This is a genomic window from Pseudoalteromonas sp. MER144-MNA-CIBAN-0113 (assembly GCF_040308965.1).
Classification (GTDB): Bacteria; Pseudomonadota; Gammaproteobacteria; order Enterobacterales; family Alteromonadaceae; genus Pseudoalteromonas; species Pseudoalteromonas tetraodonis.
Genome location: NZ_JBEOOG010000026.1, coordinates 13,052 through 29,807 on the forward strand (window position 1 = coordinate 13,052; position 16,756 = coordinate 29,807).

Annotated in this window: 16 protein-coding genes and 1 pseudogene; 9 read left to right on the forward strand and 8 right to left on the reverse strand. The window is 39.0% G+C overall.

Annotation, left to right across the window (positions count from 1 at the left end):
- The first annotated feature begins 105 nt into the window (after positions 1-105).
- Positions 106-789: a DUF3334 family protein gene (locus AAEY57_RS08940; RefSeq protein WP_010391441.1), complete on the forward strand. Its 684-nt coding sequence runs from the start codon at positions 106-108 to the stop codon at positions 787-789.
- A gap of 254 nt (positions 790-1,043) precedes the next feature.
- Here the strand turns inward: AAEY57_RS08940 and AAEY57_RS08945 are convergent, their stop codons facing one another.
- Both AAEY57_RS08945 and AAEY57_RS08950 read right to left on the reverse strand, forming a co-directional pair.
- Complete coding sequence (locus AAEY57_RS08945) at positions 1,044-1,541, reverse strand: M48 metallopeptidase family protein (protein ID WP_024601626.1); 498 nt, start codon at positions 1,539-1,541, stop codon at positions 1,044-1,046.
- Between the two features lie 27 nt (positions 1,542-1,568).
- On the reverse strand, positions 1,569-2,417 hold the full coding sequence (locus AAEY57_RS08950; protein ID WP_024601627.1) for a DUF72 domain-containing protein: 849 nt from the start codon (positions 2,415-2,417) through the stop codon (positions 1,569-1,571).
- A 237-nt stretch (positions 2,418-2,654) separates the two neighbouring features.
- Between AAEY57_RS08950 and aspS the strand changes: the two genes are divergently transcribed.
- The 4 genes from aspS (at position 2,655) to AAEY57_RS08970 (ending at position 7,590) form a co-directional block, all read left to right on the forward strand.
- Positions 2,655-4,433: an aspartate--tRNA ligase gene (aspS, locus tag AAEY57_RS08955; protein ID WP_024601628.1), complete on the forward strand. Its 1,779-nt coding sequence runs from the start codon at positions 2,655-2,657 to the stop codon at positions 4,431-4,433.
- 621 nt (positions 4,434-5,054) lie between these two features.
- Positions 5,055-5,573 (forward strand): DUF6795 domain-containing protein, encoded by a 519-nt coding sequence (locus AAEY57_RS08960; RefSeq protein WP_024601629.1) that lies wholly within the window; start codon positions 5,055-5,057, stop codon positions 5,571-5,573.
- A gap of 321 nt (positions 5,574-5,894) precedes the next feature.
- Positions 5,895-6,416, forward strand: coding sequence for a DUF6795 domain-containing protein (locus AAEY57_RS08965; protein WP_350607528.1), 522 nt, complete (start codon positions 5,895-5,897; stop codon positions 6,414-6,416).
- 13 nt (positions 6,417-6,429) lie between these two features.
- Complete coding sequence (locus tag AAEY57_RS08970; protein WP_350607530.1) at positions 6,430-7,590, forward strand: lipase family protein; 1,161 nt, start codon at positions 6,430-6,432, stop codon at positions 7,588-7,590.
- A gap of 221 nt (positions 7,591-7,811) precedes the next feature.
- On the opposite strand, the gene AAEY57_RS08975 is transcribed toward AAEY57_RS08970, so the two are convergent.
- A complete protein-coding gene (locus AAEY57_RS08975) occupies positions 7,812-8,135 on the reverse strand; it encodes a hypothetical protein (RefSeq protein WP_008111621.1) in 324 nt (107 codons plus the stop codon).
- A 129-nt stretch (positions 8,136-8,264) separates the two neighbouring features.
- Here AAEY57_RS08975 and AAEY57_RS08980 point away from each other — a divergent pair.
- Positions 8,265-9,010: pseudogene (locus AAEY57_RS08980) on the forward strand (alpha/beta hydrolase).
- Positions 9,011-9,115: 105 nt separating this feature from the next.
- On the opposite strand, the gene AAEY57_RS08985 reads toward AAEY57_RS08980, so the two are convergent.
- From AAEY57_RS08985 to AAEY57_RS08995, 3 genes are all read right to left on the reverse strand, one after another.
- Positions 9,116-9,685, reverse strand: a complete 570-nt coding sequence (locus tag AAEY57_RS08985; RefSeq protein WP_350607533.1) for a hypothetical protein — start codon at positions 9,683-9,685, stop codon at positions 9,116-9,118.
- Positions 9,682-10,293 carry a M35 family metalloendopeptidase gene (locus AAEY57_RS08990; RefSeq protein WP_024601634.1) on the reverse strand — a complete coding sequence of 204 codons (612 nt, stop codon included), beginning with the start codon at positions 10,291-10,293 and terminating at the stop codon, positions 9,682-9,684. The genes AAEY57_RS08985 and AAEY57_RS08990 overlap by 4 nt, the downstream gene beginning before the upstream one ends.
- 140 nt (positions 10,294-10,433) lie before the next feature.
- Complete coding sequence (locus AAEY57_RS08995; RefSeq protein WP_350607536.1) at positions 10,434-11,636, reverse strand: bifunctional alpha/beta hydrolase/OsmC family protein; 1,203 nt, start codon at positions 11,634-11,636, stop codon at positions 10,434-10,436.
- A 425-nt stretch (positions 11,637-12,061) separates the two neighbouring features.
- Between AAEY57_RS08995 and AAEY57_RS09000 the strand changes: the two genes are divergently transcribed.
- Both AAEY57_RS09000 and AAEY57_RS09005 read left to right on the forward strand, forming a co-directional pair.
- Positions 12,062-12,901: an isopenicillin N synthase family dioxygenase gene (locus AAEY57_RS09000; protein WP_013464577.1), complete on the forward strand. Its 840-nt coding sequence runs from the start codon at positions 12,062-12,064 to the stop codon at positions 12,899-12,901.
- A 171-nt stretch (positions 12,902-13,072) separates the two neighbouring features.
- Positions 13,073-14,470, forward strand: coding sequence for a DEAD/DEAH box helicase (locus AAEY57_RS09005; protein WP_350607539.1), 1,398 nt, complete (start codon positions 13,073-13,075; stop codon positions 14,468-14,470).
- 70 nt (positions 14,471-14,540) lie between these two features.
- Here the strand turns inward: AAEY57_RS09005 and AAEY57_RS09010 are convergent, their stop codons facing one another.
- Together AAEY57_RS09010 and AAEY57_RS09015 are read right to left on the reverse strand one after the other, a co-directional pair.
- Positions 14,541-15,287, reverse strand: coding sequence for a DUF3307 domain-containing protein (locus AAEY57_RS09010; protein ID WP_028835330.1), 747 nt, complete (start codon positions 15,285-15,287; stop codon positions 14,541-14,543).
- The gene (locus tag AAEY57_RS09015) at positions 15,287-15,910 is read right to left on the reverse strand and encodes a hypothetical protein (RefSeq protein ID WP_008111609.1); all 624 of its coding nucleotides are present in this window, start codon (positions 15,908-15,910) and stop codon (positions 15,287-15,289) included. The genes AAEY57_RS09010 and AAEY57_RS09015 overlap by 1 nt, the downstream gene beginning before the upstream one ends.
- Before the next feature lie 167 nt (positions 15,911-16,077).
- Here AAEY57_RS09015 and AAEY57_RS09020 point away from each other — a divergent pair, with 167 nt between their 5' ends.
- Complete coding sequence (locus tag AAEY57_RS09020) at positions 16,078-16,572, forward strand: LabA-like NYN domain-containing protein (protein WP_350607543.1); 495 nt, start codon at positions 16,078-16,080, stop codon at positions 16,570-16,572.
- The last annotated feature ends 184 nt before the right edge of the window (positions 16,573-16,756 follow it).

Genomic DNA, 16,756 nt, shown 5'->3' on the forward strand with positions numbered 1-16,756 from the left:
CTTTGAAAATAATAGTGCTATTTTAACATTTTATGCTGGATAGTCAGTGATAAATTCAGTAGCTTGACTAGAATTATGAAGAATAAGTATAAAAGAGATTATTAAATGAGCAAAAGTAAGGTTATTAGTACCGACGATATATTAGCAACATTATGCCACTCAGTAACGGGTGTACTTTCATCAGCCAGCGGCAACGAGATCAGCTATTCAGCCATGGTACAAAAAATAACGCGTACTTGTATGCGACCAGACATAGGTTGTTTTGTTTTATTTGACGGGGGCTTTACCGGCTTAGTTGTTACCAACTTTACGGCGCAAGCGGCGATGGAAATTTATGGCGATTACATGCGTAATATGGGCATGCCAGAAGACGAAATCGCGCATAGTCACTTATCTGATGACGTTTCAAACGTGATGGGTGAGTTGATGAACCAAATAGTGGGCGACTTCACGTCGAAAGTGCGTGAACAACTTCATACCTCTATTACCCAAAATCAGCCAAAAATGATGGCTATTAATAAACAAGTGCAAATATCGGTTGATACCACTATGGATCGCCCGCAAGCTCGCCGTGTAACGTTTACGACTCGCAATCAAAATATCTTCTATTTAGAATTAGCGATGGATAAAACAGAGTTTATTAAACTTCACGATTTTGACATTGTAGAAGCTGTAGACCCAGACGACATTATCGCAAACGAAGCCAAGCAAAAAGCGGATAAAGAAAAAGCAAAACAGCCAAAGCAAGATGATAGCGACGACGACTTTATGGCCGAATTAGGGCTTTAACGTTTTAAGTAGGTTGGGTTGAGTAAAACGAAACCCAACGAGCTTTTGAGCTGTCAGTTTGTAGCTATCAGTAAATTATAAAAAAACGCGATTTAGTATCGCGTTTTTTATTAACGAGGGCTTTCATTATGAACTCGTGTGTCATTGAATTTTGGCTGACCGCTGACCGCTGACCGCTGACCGCTGACCGCTGACCGCTGACCGCTGACCGCTGACCGCTGACCGCTGACCGCTGACTGCTGACTGCTGACCGCTCAATCATAAGGATTCTCACCCATCGCAATAGCTACACAAAAAATCCGTAAATCCAGCTCTAGCTGATGGTACTGCGGCTCCATATGGCAGCATAATTTATAAAAGCCTTTGTTATGGTCTTTTTCTTTAAAATGCGCGAGTTCGTGCACCACTAATGCTTTTAATAATGGCTCGGGGCCGCGCAGTAAATCGCTGTTTATTGCTAAATCATGCTTGCGGGTTTTACCTTGCATACGGTACGTGTGGGTACCGAGCGCATTGGTAACCATATCACCTTGTTTTTTAAACGCAGCGCGGCCAAATGGCGGGGCGTTTTTTAAATATTGCTTTTTAAGCTCAGTGGCGTAGCTATACAGTAACTTATCACTGGTAATACGATGCGCCTGCGGGTACTTTTTAAGTAAATACTCACTTACCTTTCCTGCTTTTATTAGTCCTAATACTTGCTCAACGATATTGGCAGGGTAGCCGGTAAAGTAACGTGCGTATTCACTCATTATTGTCTCTGTATTTTGAATTTATTTTTAAAAAAGTGCTTGCTGGTGGGCTTCTTTTTCGCCACTAAATGGATTGAGTACGTTGTGATTATACCCCAAATCTTGGCAAAACTGGCGAGCCAGTAAGGGTGCTTCGCGGTTATCAGCGGTATGAAAAAACACATAGGGGCTTTTGCCCTCATCGAGCCACTGGGTTACTTTGCTAAGCCAAGGCTGATAAAAGGTCTTATAATCGTTTTCTAAATCAGCAATAACGAAGCGCGCCATAGGCTGCGAGCCCGTAGCAATAGCGTGCACTGGTAAGTGGGGCTTTTTTTGTTGGGCGTCTATTAGCGCTTCGGTGGTTGGCTTTACCGCAAAGAGCGCCCGAGTATCCATAGCAATTCGATTTATATTGTGTGCCATTAAAAGCTGATTAAGTGCGATTTCGGCCTCACCTTTTTTAAAAAAATCAGGGTGGCGTACCTCAACCCCATAGTTTAGCTCTTTAGGAAGTAAATCTATAAAAGCGGCAAGCTTAGCTAAATGTTGTGGCGCAAACGCTTTAGGTAATTGCAGCATTATTTGCCCTGTTTTTTCAAATAGAGGGCCGAATAAATTAAGCCAATTAGTTAGCTCATGTTGCACGTTAGTAAGTTGGAGTTCGTGACTAAAGCGCCGATGAAACTTAAAGGTAAATTTAAACTCATCAGGTACACTCGCAGCCCAGCGTAATACAGTGTCAGGCGAGGGGTCGGCGTAAAAGCTAGTATTACCCTCTACCGAATTAAAATACTGCGCATATTCGCTAAGCATATCGGCATTTTTACACTGGCGTGAAAATAAATTTCCTTTCCATGCGTTGCTCGACCACTGCGGGCATCCAATATAAAGCATACAAACAAAAGCCTTGTTATAAAGTGCTTGTAGTGTAACAAATAACAAAACGGTGCGCTGTAAATTCAACCCCGAAAGGTAAACACGCCCTAGCATCTTCAACCGACTTGGGTATAATGCAGGGCTTAATTTGATTATTTTGAATTGCTAGCGGTTTTATTTTCATTTTGGTGTTTATAAAAACTTTTAAAACAACGGTGTTTAACCGCTATATGCCTTTTATCTGACAGGAAAACTATGCGCTCTATATACTGCGGACAGCTAAATAAAACTCACGTAGATCAGGAAGTTGAACTATGTGGCTGGATCAACAAACGACGTGACCTTGGTGGACTTATCTTTGTCGATTTACGTGATAGAGAAGGTTTAGTACAAGTTGTATTCGATCCGGAAGTTGAAGGACTAATGGAAACAGCTAACAAACTTCGTCAAGAATTTTGTGTTCAGTTAAAAGGGATTGTACGCGCTCGCCCAGATAGCCAAGTAAATAAAGACATGGCAACCGGCGAAGTAGAAATTTTAGGCACGGGTTTAACGATTATTAACCGCTCTGAGCCTATGCCACTTGATTTTAACCAAGTGAACTCAGAAGAGCGTCGTTTAAAATACCGTTACTTAGATTTACGTCGTTTAGAAATGAGCGACCGCATTAAATTACGTGCTAAAGCAAGCAGCTTTGTACGTCGCTTTTTAGATGAAAATGGCTTTTTAGATATCGAAACGCCAGTGCTAACTAAAGCAACGCCTGAAGGTGCTCGCGATTACTTAGTACCGAGTCGTGTTCATAAAGGTAGCTTTTACGCATTACCACAGTCACCACAGTTGTTTAAGCAATTGTTGATGATGTCGGGTTTTGACCGTTACTACCAAATTGTTAAATGTTTCCGTGATGAAGACTTACGTGCTGACCGTCAACCTGAATTTACTCAAATAGATTTAGAAACCTCGTTCATGAGCTCTAATCAAGTACGTGGTATGACAGAGAAAATGATCCGTGAAATGTGGCAGTCATTACTAAATGTTGATTTAGGTGATTTCCCAATTATGCCTTACTCTGAGGCAATGAGCCTATATGGTTCTGATAAGCCAGACTTACGTAACCCAATGAAGCTTATTGATGTAGCCGATTTAGTAAAAGACGTAGAATTTAAAGTATTCTCAGGCCCAGCAAACGATGAAAAAGGCCGTGTTGCAGTACTAACGGTACCAGGTGGCGCATCACTTTCTCGTAAGCAACTAGATGATTACACTAAGTTTATCGGTATTTACGGTGCTAAAGGTTTAGCATGGATGAAAGTAAATGACCGTGATGCAGGCGTTGAGGGCGTGCAATCGCCAATCGCTAAATTCTTAAATGAAGATGTGATCACGCAGTTACTTGAACGTACTAATGCACAAACAGGCGATATCATTTTATTTGGTGCGGATAAACGCAACACCGTAAATGAAGCCATGGGCGCACTTCGTTTAAAAATTGGTATTGATTTAGAAATCACTAATTTAGATAGCTGGGCACCACTTTGGGTTGTTGACTTCCCAATGTTTGAAGAAGATGACGAAGGCACATTACACGCCGTTCACCATCCATTTACTGCTCCAAAAGATATTAGTGCCAGTGAGCTTGAAGCAAACCCAGCAGCGGCTATTTCAGATGCTTACGATATGGTATTAAACGGCTATGAAGTGGGCGGTGGCTCGGTACGTATTCACAATGCAGATATGCAAGAAGCAGCATTTAGAATTTTAGGTATTGAAGCGCAAGAGCAGCAAGATAAATTTGGCTTCTTACTTGATGCACTTAAATACGGCACACCACCGCATGCTGGTTTAGCGTTCGGTTTAGACCGTTTAGTTATGTTGCTATGTGGTACTGATAACATTCGTGACGTTATTGCTTTCCCTAAAACCACACAAGCATCGTGTTTATTAACCGATGCTCCTAGCAAAGCAAACAGCGATTCGCTGACAGAGCTTGCAATTAGTGTAGTTGAGAAAGAATTACCAAGCGCAGAATAAAGCTAGCTTTTAGTTAGATCAAAACCCCTTAGGCTAAATACCTAAGGGGTTTTTTGTTTTGCATAACCCAATTTAGGTGCTTTATTTTTATGAGCGAGTTATTTAAAGAAAGTCATTATTTCCATCAGTCATTTTCAAACTTTACAGCAAATGAAAAGCGCTTTAGCGATATTTCTGATGAAGAAATATTCTCTTTTAAGACAATCATCTTTTATGAACATAATGGTGTTAGCACATGCTGTTAAAAAGAAAATTTTCAGGAAGTTATCAGTTCAAGTTTATTACTCATGTTACTAAACCAAGAACAAAAAAATATATTAACTTGAATCGGGGAGCTGCTTTGATCAAAGGTGAAACTAAAAAATAACTATTAAAGCACCTTTATAATATTAGGCTTATTATAAAGGTGCTAGATAGGAGAGTGGAGCAATAGTAATTGCTTAATTTATGCAAGATCTAACAGGATATGTGATCAAAAGAAAGATGCCAGATTAGCTGTTGTTTAAGCTAATTTGCAATTTTATATGTTTTTGTTATGTTCACTTTTTAACAAGGATGTTAGTAATATAAATATGGAGTCTTTCCTGCTTTGTCAGCTAACGGTAACTTGGAGGTTCGCTGATGTCATTTTCTGAAATATTGAGAAAGATCAATAATCATATTGGTACTCATAAAGTCCATTTATGTCCCAAAGTAAAAGGCCGTTTAGTTAATAACGGAACTCCTCTTGCTAATGTAAAAATATCAAGAACACTTAGTTATTCTGATGGTAAATACACAAAAGATGAGTGTTTTACAGATAGCAATGGCGCATTTGAAATGCCAGAAATGAGCTTAAGATCCAGCCAACCTGCTTTGCTAATAGCTGAAAGATTTACTTCTCAGAGGATATTTGCACATTATGAAAATGATGTTTTCTTATTATGGTCAAGTGAGAATTCAGGTATAAACACGAAACCTGCATACGCAAAGAAGTTACGGACCTTAAATGGTGATATTTCTGACGAAGAAATCTTATTCTCTTTTAAGGATAATGATCTTTTTCATGAATATAAAGGCATTAGTATATGCCGTTGGAAAGAAAATTTTCAAGAAGTTAACAATGATGATCTATACAAGTTTATTGGTCATGATAGCTAAACCAGAATAAAAAATATATCAACTTGAATGGGGGCTGTTTTTGTCAAAGGCGAAACTTAAAAGGTAACTATTAAAGAACCTTTATAATATGAAGCAAACTAAACACTTGTTAGATAGGAGAGTGGAGCAATAGTAGTTGCTTAATTTATGCAAGATCTCACAGGATATGTGATCAAAAGAAAGATGCAAGAGTAGCTGTTATTTTAGCTAATTTGCAATTTTACATTTTTTTGTTATATTGCTTTTTTTACATGGATGTTGGCAATATAAATATGGAATATTTCCTACTTTGTCAGCTAACGGTAACTTTAAGGTTTGCTGATGTCATTTTCTGAAATATTAAGAAAGATCAATAATCATATTGGTACTCACAAAGTACATTTATGTCCCGAAGTGAAAGGCCGTTTAGTTAATAATGGTGCGCCTCTTGCCAATGTAAGAATATTAAGAACACTTAGTTATTCTGATGGTAAATACACAAAAGATGAGTGTTTTACAGATAGCAATGGCGAATTTGAAATGCCAGAAATGAGCTTGAGATCCAGTCAGCCTGCTTTGCTAATAGCAGAGAAAATAAGATGGCAGGAAATTACAGCTCAATACGGTGGCGACAACTTTATATTATGGTCAAGTAACCCTAGTGGAATTTCTGTTATTCAAGAGTATGTCGATAAGTTGAACTCGTTGAATGGCGACATTATTAATGAGGAAGTTTTTTTTTCTTTTAAAGGTACATCGTGTCAGAATTCGTACTGTGCAAAAAGTATCTGTCGATGGGACGAGGATTTTGTTTTAATAGATCTTGAAGCCGATTTTGAACGGATGATAAGCGGAATTTTATAATAAGGATATTGGAATGAGTACAAATATGAATGTATTAACACCGGAGTTAGCAGCATTGTTTGCTTCGGTAGCTTATGATGTAAACCGTAACGGCGGAACTCAAAAAAGTCTCTACCATAGTAGGTTGGCAGTAGGGTTTTCTTTTGAAAGTGATAATTTGCAAGCAATTAGTGGCAGTGTTTTAGAAAGAATATTTAAACATACGACTCCTTTCGGTTGCATAACAAAAGGCAAACGAGGGCCATTTGAAGGTGACTTTGTAATAGCCTTAAGAGGGACGGAAAAGAAGCGTGATGTTATTACTGATTTACACTGTGGTGTGAATACATGCGCTAATGGGCAACCTGTTCATGCTGGATTTAATAACACTTTTAATTCATTAAAGCAGCAGCTTGAAGATTACTTCAAATTAGCCGCTTCGCAATCAAGAACAGGTCTAAATATTCATGTTGTTGGTCATAGCTTAGGAGGCGCGTTAGCTAATCTAGCTACAAACTGGTTAAAGAAACACTTTAACGCAAATGTAAAACTATATACCTTTGGTGCACCTAGAGTGGGGTATCCAAGCTTTGCACTAAAAACTGTTTATGCGACCGATAATAGTGTATATCGTTGTGTCCATGCTGGCGACCCAGTTCCGCTAGTGCCTGTATGGCCTTTTGTGCATACCGAGGATGAATACATATTGCATGGTGCACCGGCGATAACAGCAAAAGCTCACAGTATGACAGTAAAAACACCAGGGTATTTACATACTGCTAGTTGCTTTAAGAGCTATGCTGCAATCAATAAAGGGAAGGAATCTAGATTAAGACGACAAGTAAAACTTGATTATGATAAGCGCTTGCAAGCTAGGCCCACAACTCGTTGGGCAAGAACAATCGGCGAAGCGATAATAACTCATTTACATGCGTCAGGCAGATTACATGCGATACAAGCTGATATTTCAAATACCCTTACGGTTTACGATAAAATTGCAAAAGTGTTAGCAGACAGTATTGATATATCAAAAGGTAACGCCGAAGATGTAAGAGGTATTTTGGGGCACATTCTCTCATTTTGTGGATTACCCTTTAAGGCCATTGAATTAACTTACAAGTTTATAAGGAGTACCTTAACTCTAATGATAAACACCTTGACCAGTATGGCAAAACTAGCACTCAAAGGTTTATAGCACGGTGCTTGGTGTGGAAGTTAAGTAAGGCAGGTATTGATTGGCAGCTTTAATTGCAAGCAGTTCACACACATCTGCATGTATTACTGTTGCTTCGGTTACGAAGACCAATCAGCACAATAAGTTGTAGTAACTGCAAATTTAACTGCAATTATTATCGATGAAATACAATTGCAGTTTAGCCGCAAGAGCTTACGGCTAATCCGTTATTATATTTGCTATTAGCAAGCAGGGCCATTTTTGTTGCGCGCGCTAGCAAGTGCGCGAGCTATGCTCAGTAGCTCAGGCGAAATATCATCCGCGCCATCTTTAATCAGTTTAGTTACATCTCCTGATGAATATAAGCTATCACGCGGTGATTTAATCCCAAGCTCTCTGACAAAGTCTTTGGTTTTACCAGTACTGCCGGTTTCAATAAACTTAAAAATAATACGTTCGTTGTTACTTTTCGGCTCGGCTTGTAACACTTTAATTTCTTCTTGGTAGGCTTCAATTCTGCTTTGTAGAATATCGATGCGCTGTTCAATGCTGCTGTATGATTTCATGAATGGATTCTTTTGCAATAATAGTAAAACAATAATCGCTATTATCGCATAAATTAGTAAAGGCGCGCGCTAACCTTTATAATAAAAATTAATACTAGTTAAAAATATATAGATAATACAATGAAATGCATGTTAAAAATTATAAAAAAGCGTTTAATGTTAAGTGCTCTGACTTTAAGCACTATGCTATTTACATCATCAGGTTATGCCCAAGACGGTGCAATCATTGATGATAGTCGTAATCGCTCTATACCTGTAAATATTACCCTACCAGCTAACCACCTTAAGTGCAGCGCGCAAGTCAAATGCCTAGTGGTATTTATAAATGCGGGGTATGGCATTAGCCACAATGAATACACTTTTGCGAGTAAGTTATTTATGCGCAAGGCTATTTAAGCATTGCGGTAGCGCATGAGCTTAAAAGTGACCCTGCACTTAATGGTGCGCAGCCATACCTGACTACCCGTATGGAAAATTGGCACCGGGGTGTTGTAACACTCAAGTTTTTAGTCAACGAGCTAAGTGTTAAATACCCTGAGTATGATTTTACAAAACTCACTTTATTTGGTCACTCAAATGGTGAGGATATCTCAGCCTTGTATACAGCTATTTACCCAAGTGAAGTAAGCCAATTAATTACGCTCGATCACCGCCGCATGTTATTGCCACGCAATAAAAACATACATGTCCTCACACTTCGAGGTAGTGATTACCCAGCCGATGTGAACGTGCTTTTAACCGATAAAGAGTTAACCGTTTATCCTGTTACACAAACGTTGATAGCAGAATCACGTCATAACGATATGTACGATGGCGGCCCTAAATGGCTGGTGGATAGAATGAGTAAAGAGGTAGCGGCGTTTTTAAATAATTAGCTAAGATATATTTCAAGCCAACATTATGCTGGCTTGATATATAAAGGTTTAAGCTGACGCAGAATTTTTAGTGCGATCAAACAAAGCATGTATATTTATTGCAGGTTACCCTTGGGGCGTAGCAAACTGCTTTATTGGCTGTTCCTTTATTTCCATATCTTCTGTAGGAATTGTTAAAAGTGAATAGTTTGTTCTAATTGTGATGATATCGGCAAATTTACCATTAATGTACAAGTTTACAAATGGGGTAAGTGTCCCCACCAGATACCTCTTACCTGGATCTAATGCAAACCTCTTTTCTATGCCTTTTAGTTCAATAAATTTGACTTCTAGGGGCTCGAATTCTAATGATGACAATTGCTTGTAGGCGCGTCTGCGTCCCTGTATGGGTTGCTCTGACATACCTGTATCTAAGTTATTCTCTTTTAAATCGTAATACCTATCTTCTTCAAATACATACATCGAGTTTAAATCGATTCCTTGCTTATTAAAAGCGAGAGAGCTTAGCTTAACTTTATATGGTGTTGTGTTAGCTAATCTGATATTCGTTGTACACTTAGTATCTATATGACAAAAAGTGAAAGAGGAGGTCGCGATAGGGCTTTCGATAGCTTCTTCGGTAGCAAACGATGAGTAACTAATCAAACAAAATATAGTAATAATAATTCTTTTCATTGGGCTGCTCGTACTGCACTTTCAAATGCGTATGAAGAGGATAGAATTTCTTTTCTATCTTGGGCGCTTTGGTTTATTCGTGCGTTTCGAGCGATTATATTAAGCTCTTTCATAGCTGTTCTAGCGTTATATGCTGTATCTTCAGAAGTCCATACCGCGTGACTAAACTCGTGAACGATAGTATCAACTTTTCTGTCAGTTCCTACTTCGAAAAAGCTCTTACCAAACCCTATAATTCCATATCTATCATAATAAGTAGCATCTCCAAACCCTGTGCATTTATAAAGTTTATGAGGGGTTAAAAGCATGGAGCCGATAAGGTTTATTATTTTGCGTGCTTGGCGAATTAGAAATGTTCGTGTTGCCTCAAAATTAATTGAATTAATAAAACCATATTGTTTCATAATTGATTCGAATTTTTCTTTTTTCTTTTCATCTAAGTTAGCAGGGTTGTGTAATATATTAATAAAAGTTGTTAATGCTTTTGGGGTAATTAGCATAGCTATTTCAATTTGTTTTAGTTCAGATAAAGTTAACTCGATACCTGTTTTGTTTGTTACTTCGTAAATTGAAAAGTTATTGCGCTCATAGTAAGTATTTTTATTCATACTATTTATACCTATCCTTGGTTATATAATTTTTACTAACAAGCTACTAGAATTGTACCTATTATTCAACCTCTATATTTTATCTCAGATTGTGAGGTTACATTAATGAACATCTAAGATAGCGCAGCCACAGCTGTGCGTCACCCCACTAATGCGCTAACCACCAGTGGACTATTATGTAGCGTTTTATGCACAGGGCATTTGTCGGCTATTTCGAGTAATCGATTTCGCTGAGCGTCAGTTAAATCACCTTGTAAGGTTATTTTGCGGATAATGGCCTCTAAATTGCCGCTTTTTTCGCAATCATCACAATCTTGGTTGTAATTGCGGGTATGGTTGAGCTCTACTTTTATGTGCTCTAGCGGCAACTCTTTGCGACTTGCATACATGCGAAGTGTCATTGCAGTACAAGCTCCAAGCCCAGCGAGTAAATGATCATAAGGGTCTGGGCCTAAGTTTTTACCACCAACATCAGTAGGCTCATCAGCAAGCCATGTATGGTTTTTAGTACTCACGTGTTGAGTGAATTGATGATCTTTTTCTTCAACTAATACACTGCCGTTAGTTAATTTTGCACTATAGGGTGTTTTCTCGTATTCAACATAGCGATTAGCCCACGTAGCAATGACGTCGGCTGCGTAGTTAGCGTCTTCTTTATTGCTGAGTAAGTGATCGGCATTATCTAAACTTATAAAGCTTTTTGGATGCTTGGCAGCGGCGTAAATTTTTTCGGCTTCACTAATATTCACGGTGGCATCAATAGGAGAGTGCATAACCAACAAAGCACGCTTAAGCTTACCTATATGGCTGTTATCGTATTTGGCGATGTCATCTATAAATTGCTTTCTAATCGTAAACTCACGCCCAGCTAAACACACTTTTGCTTCACCCGATTGGTTTATTTCATCTAAATGAGCAGCAAAGTTATGAGTAACATGCTGGGCATCTGATGGCGCGCCTATGGTCGTAATAGCTGACACTTCGGGTATGTGCTCTGCTGCTGCAAGCACCGCAGCACCACCTAAGCTGTGACCTATTAATAACTGAGGTGCTTTAAAGTGTGTTCTTAAGTGATTGGCAGCAGCCACTAAGTCTTGAATGTTTGATGAAAAGTTACTGTTAGCAAAGTCACCGTCGCTATTACCAAGCCCTGTAAAATCAAAGCGTAATACGGCAATGCCTTGCTGAGTGAGTGCGCGGCTTATTCGTGTTGCAGCCGCTACATCTTTAGAGCAGGTAAAACAGTGGGCAAATAAGGCATAAAATTTCACCTCACCAGAGGGCTGTTCAAGTTGTCCAGCAAGTTCTAATTCACCGCTTTTAAAAGAGACTTTTTGTCGCATTAGAGTGCCTTAACTAATTGATAAAGTGTGTGGTGCTGATAAATAAGAGATTGGTACGATGGGGTGAAAATTCAATACAGCTATTGTTTTGATCTTGATCAAGCTAGAAAGGGCTTACCAATTAAGTGCGGACATATGTCCTTATAATTTCAAAGGGGTTTGTCTATCCTCGCACAGCATAAAAATGCAGTCTTTATTACTTGAATTAAGTAGTTCAGCTATATTTGAATGTAATACCAATTCGTATAAATATTTGAATAATTTAACGGTTTAAATCATTTTCTAACGTTATTAAAAAAATTTTATTTAGAACAACTAGATATAATTTTTTGCTTAGTTAGAACTTTATTTTTTTATCGTTAAATATACCTACACTCAAGCGAATTGGTAAATGGCTTCTAACAACCTACTTACTGGAATGTACCATGCAATTACCTACAGTTGATTATAAAGCGGACGATGCGGCTGCGCAATTTGTTGAATCGTTGAGAAATACTGGTTTTGGCGTATTAAAAAACCATCCTATTCCGCAATCTTTAGTTGAGTCTATTTATAAAAATTGGCAAGACTTTTTTAACTCAGAGCAAAAGCATGAGTTTTTATTTTCAAAAGAAACGCAAGATGGCTATTTTCCACCGTCGGTATCAGAAGTTGCTAAAGGCCATACAGTAAAAGACATTAAAGAGTACTTTCATGTTTACCCTAAAGGCCGTGTTCCTGCACAATTAGAGGCTGATGTGCGTGAGTACTACCGTTTAGCTAATGAGTTTGCGGCAACATTATTAAGCTGGGTTCAGGCTGAAGCGCCTGAAGAAGTTCGTGCTAAGTTCTCTATCGATTTAAAAGATATGATTGCCCAGTCTGAGCAAACGTTGTTGCGTATTTTACATTACCCGCCAATGACAGGTGATGAAGAGCCAGGTGCTATTCGTGCTGCTGCGCACGGTGATATTAACTTATTAACCGTATTACCAGCGTCAAACGAGCCAGGTTTACAAGTACAAAAAACCGATGGCGGTTGGTTAGATGTGCCATGTGATTTTGGTAGTTTAATTATTAATATTGGTGACATGCTACAAGAAGCATCAGGTGGCTACTTCCCATCAACGATTCACCGTGTAATTAATCCATCGGGTAAAGCAACAACCAAATCACGTATTTCATTACCTTTGTTTTTGCATCCTCGTCCAGATGTGGTGTTATCTGAACGCTACACAGCAGATAGCTACTTACAAGAGCGTTTACGTGAGCTAGGTGTAAAATAATCCTTTAGCATATGTAATGCTCAGGTAAATAAAAAGCGGCTGTTTAGCCGCTTTTTTAGTATTTGTGTGTATTGATTTGACACAAAGTAAATAATGGCATGCATTCTGAGCTACTAAAGGTATAATGCGCGCAACTGGCCACTTTGGCCTAATTTGAAATAGAGAGTTTATATGAGTTTTGATGGTTTAGGTTTATCACAGTCTTTAGTTAATGCGGTTTTAGAAAAGGGCTATGAAACGCCAACGCCTATTCAGGCTCAAGCTATCCCAGCAATTATTGCGCGTCGCGATGTAATGGCCGCAGCACAAACAGGTACCGGTAAAACCGCTGGTTTTACTTTGCCACTAATTGAGCGTTTATCGTCGGGCACTAAAGCAAAAAGTAATCATGTTCGTGCGCTTATTTTAACGCCAACCCGAGAGCTTGCCTTGCAAGTAAGCGAAAACGTTGAAGAGTACGCTAAGCATTCTGATGTGAGTTCGTTTGTGGTTTACGGTGGTGTAAAAATTAACCCTCAAATGCAACGCCTTCGCAAAGGGGTTGATATTTTGGTGGCCACACCTGGGCGTTTAATTGATTTACACAATCAAAACTCGGTTAAATTTGATAGCGTTGAAGTACTGGTTTTAGATGAAGCCGACCGTATGTTAGACATGGGCTTTATCCACGACATTAAACGCTTAATTGCAAAAATGCCTGAAAAACGTCAAAACTTAATGTTCTCAGCAACCTTTTCTGACGACATTCGTGCATTGGCCAAAGGGTTAATTAACGATCCGGTTGAAATTTCAGTCGCTGCCAAAAACACCACTGCTAAAAGCGTGACTCAATGCGTGTACGCAGTAGATAAAGCGCGTAAAACGGCCTTATTAAGCCATTTAATTCGTAGCAACAATTGGCAACAAGTACTGGTATTTAGCCGTACTAAACACGGTGCTAACCGTTTAGTTAAGCAACTGGAACGTGATGATATTGTTGGCGCAGCAATCCATGGTAATAAATCTCAGGGCGCACGTGTTAAAGCATTGGAAGGCTTTAAAAGTGGTGAAGTGCGCGTATTAGTGGCAACCGATATTGTTGCCCGTGGTTTAGATATTGTTGAGCTTCCACACGTAGTTAACTACGACTTACCTAATGTATATGAAGATTATGTTCACCGTATTGGCCGAACTGGTCGTGCGGGTGCATCAGGGCATGCCATTTCGTTTGTAACGGTCGACGATGCAGTGGATTTATACGGTATTGAACGCTTTATTGGCGAGTTAATTCCTCGTGCTGAAGAAGAAGGCTTTGAACCGGCTAACCCTGTTGCTGAGCGCGCCCTCGATGCTCGCCCACTGCCTGCTAAAAAGCCAAAGAAAAAACAACCATTTAATAAGCCTAAATCTGATAGCAGCAAACCTAATAGCAAAAAGCCTAACAATGGTGGCAATGGTACAGGCCCACGTCGTGGTGGCTCTAAAAAGCCAGCAGCAAAAACAGACGAGAATGCACAAAACCCTTGGGCAAAGCGTCAATCGGTAGGGGGCACTGGTCAGCGCCGTCGTCGTCCAGCAAATAACGACTAATTGTCACTGCGTTTAGTTAAACGCAGCTGCAAAAAAAGCGCTAGCTTTAAGGTTAGCGCTTTTTTTGTTTTTAATTTATCAGTAAGTAATTAATGCCTAGGCCAACAAACAGCGTAACGCTAACACTCAGTAACGTGCCTAGCATCACATATTCCGTGAGTTGTTTATCTTTGCTGGCACTTAAGTCGCCAAATCTAAACACGGATTTGGCGGCAATTAAAAACCCAAGCCCAGCAAACTGATCTAATAAAATAAATGTCAGCATAAGTACTCGTTCGAGCATACCAATACTTTGTCCTGCTAAAGGGAGGCTACCATCACTAGAAAAGTGATTAGTTAAACGCTCTAACATCATTCTTATAAATACCGCACTGGGACTTAAAATAATAAGGTAACCAGTTATAACCCACAGCACTTTTTCGTTGAACAATAACGCCATAAAATTGTTAGTAAATTGCTGATTATCAGTGAGCCAAATGCTTATCACAACAAGGACGGTGATATGGGCAATTTGGTCTAATAAAAAAGGCACCACGCCTTTATTTGAATACGATTTTGCAATATCAATAAAGTAGTGGCTGATCATAATAATACTGGTGGCCAGTAATACGCTGCTTAGTTGTTGCCAGCCAAAGCTATATTCCCAAAGTGCAACAACGACAGCGCTGGTAACTCCGTGAACCAATACATGGTAGTAAAGTTTTTTTGCTTTAAAATGACGGGTGTTTCTGTCGTTTACCCAACTCATGGGTTGCCAATAAAAATCAGCCAGTAGATGGCCAATAATCAGTGCGACGAGCAATAGTGAAAATTCCATTAGTCATGTCCTTGCTGTATAGCTTTAAGCCATTGTTGCGCATGTAAAATAAACCGTTCTACCAGCTGGTAGTTAGCAAGATTAAGTAGCTTAGTAACGTTTTCGCGGCTGGTGTTGAGCTCTTTAGCTAAGGCTGCATGGTTGTTATTAGTATGGGTTAAATACACATACAAAGCATTTGCTTGTTTTTGGGTTATTTTACACAGTAATATATCGACAAACGCTAAGTTTAGCTTGAAGCTCTCATCAACCGATTGATCTGCAATAGCAAATGTAAAACGCTGGTTTGTCATTTTATCTAATCCCTGCCCAGAGAGAGTAAACGCTGAGCCTGTAGCGGTTTTTGTACTCGTACCCGGGTTATCTATGTGGCCCAATGCCATACTTTGGCGCAATTCATAGCCGGCAGATTTTAACTGTAGATAAATGAGAATAGCGGTGGTAACTAACTGTTCACTTTTATCGAGTTGCAGTTGAAATGCATCCCCACGGTAAATATCCCAAGATGTTGTTTTATTGCAATTTGCACGTAAACTTTGCTCTAGCTGGTAAAGCATGGCATCGTATTGTTGTTTAGGTATTTTTTGCGATTTAATAATATCGCCGCTGATCACACCAATCATAAAAATCCAGATAGATTATTTATATGTAACTAATTTAGGTTACATTGTTAAATGTAACCTTATTTGGTTACATTGTTAAATGTAACCTTATTTGGTTACATTGGGTTTGGTAACTAATTTAGGTTACTTAACACGCAATTGCAAGTATTACTCATTAGGACATAAGAATGACCTCACAACCAAGCAGTAAACCTCGTGTAGGTATTTTTGTCGATGTACAAAATATTTATTACACCTGTCGTGAAAGCTACGGTAAAAACTTTGATTACAATGTCTTTTGGCGAATGATGGAGCAACAATACGACATTGAGTGTGCGTTTGCTTATGCAATATACCGAGGTGATGAAAAGCAAAATCAGTTTCAAAATATTTTGCGCGCTATTGGCTTTGAGGTAAAGCTTAAGCCGTTTATTCAACGCCGTGATGGCAGTGCCAAAGGTGACTGGGATGTAGGTATAACCATAGATATGCTAGAGCAGGGGAAAAACCTTGATAAAGTTATTTTACTCTCTGGTGATGGTGACTTTGCGTTATTACTGGGGCATTTAAAAAATCAATATAATGTTCCGTGTGATGTATACGGTGCCGATAAATTAACCGCAGAGGTGCTAAAGCAAAGTGCCGAGCAGTTTCATTTAATAGACAAACAGTTACTACTTTAAAAAATAGTAACACTGCATTCTTTGGTTGATTTTTGAGCAGGATGTGTGCCTTAAACATGAGAGTTTCTAATACAGTGGGTACATAGATTAATTAAGCCTAATTTAGGCTTTTTTTATGGCGCTAATAAATTGGGTTTAGTGGATGAGTATGGTAATTTTAAGATTCAATTAGTATCAAGGAATT

Bases quoted from the DNA above. Each gene is read 5' to 3' on its own strand.
- AAEY57_RS08940 (WP_010391441.1), top strand. From the start codon at position 106: ATGAGCAAAAGTAAGGTTATTAGTACCGACGATATATTAGCAACATTA.
- AAEY57_RS08945 (WP_024601626.1), bottom strand. From the start codon at position 1,541: ATGAGTGAATACGCACGTTACTTTACCGGCTACCCTGCCAATATCGTT.
- AAEY57_RS08950 (WP_024601627.1), bottom strand. From the start codon at position 2,417: ATGCTTTATATTGGATGCCCGCAGTGGTCGAGCAACGCATGGAAAGGA.
- aspS (WP_024601628.1), top strand. From the start codon at position 2,655: ATGCGCTCTATATACTGCGGACAGCTAAATAAAACTCACGTAGATCAG.
- AAEY57_RS08960 (WP_024601629.1), top strand. From the start codon at position 5,055: ATGTCATTTTCTGAAATATTGAGAAAGATCAATAATCATATTGGTACT.
- AAEY57_RS08965 (WP_350607528.1), top strand. From the start codon at position 5,895: ATGTCATTTTCTGAAATATTAAGAAAGATCAATAATCATATTGGTACT.
- AAEY57_RS08970 (WP_350607530.1), top strand. From the start codon at position 6,430: ATGAGTACAAATATGAATGTATTAACACCGGAGTTAGCAGCATTGTTT.
- AAEY57_RS08975 (WP_008111621.1), bottom strand. From the start codon at position 8,135: ATGAAATCATACAGCAGCATTGAACAGCGCATCGATATTCTACAAAGC.
- AAEY57_RS08985 (WP_350607533.1), bottom strand. From the start codon at position 9,685: ATGAAAAGAATTATTATTACTATATTTTGTTTGATTAGTTACTCATCG.
- AAEY57_RS08990 (WP_024601634.1), bottom strand. From the start codon at position 10,293: ATGAATAAAAATACTTACTATGAGCGCAATAACTTTTCAATTTACGAA.
- AAEY57_RS08995 (WP_350607536.1), bottom strand. From the start codon at position 11,636: ATGCGACAAAAAGTCTCTTTTAAAAGCGGTGAATTAGAACTTGCTGGA.
- AAEY57_RS09000 (WP_013464577.1), top strand. From the start codon at position 12,062: ATGCAATTACCTACAGTTGATTATAAAGCGGACGATGCGGCTGCGCAA.
- AAEY57_RS09005 (WP_350607539.1), top strand. From the start codon at position 13,073: ATGAGTTTTGATGGTTTAGGTTTATCACAGTCTTTAGTTAATGCGGTT.
- AAEY57_RS09010 (WP_028835330.1), bottom strand. From the start codon at position 15,287: ATGGAATTTTCACTATTGCTCGTCGCACTGATTATTGGCCATCTACTG.
- AAEY57_RS09015 (WP_008111609.1), bottom strand. From the start codon at position 15,910: ATGATTGGTGTGATCAGCGGCGATATTATTAAATCGCAAAAAATACCT.
- AAEY57_RS09020 (WP_350607543.1), top strand. From the start codon at position 16,078: ATGACCTCACAACCAAGCAGTAAACCTCGTGTAGGTATTTTTGTCGAT.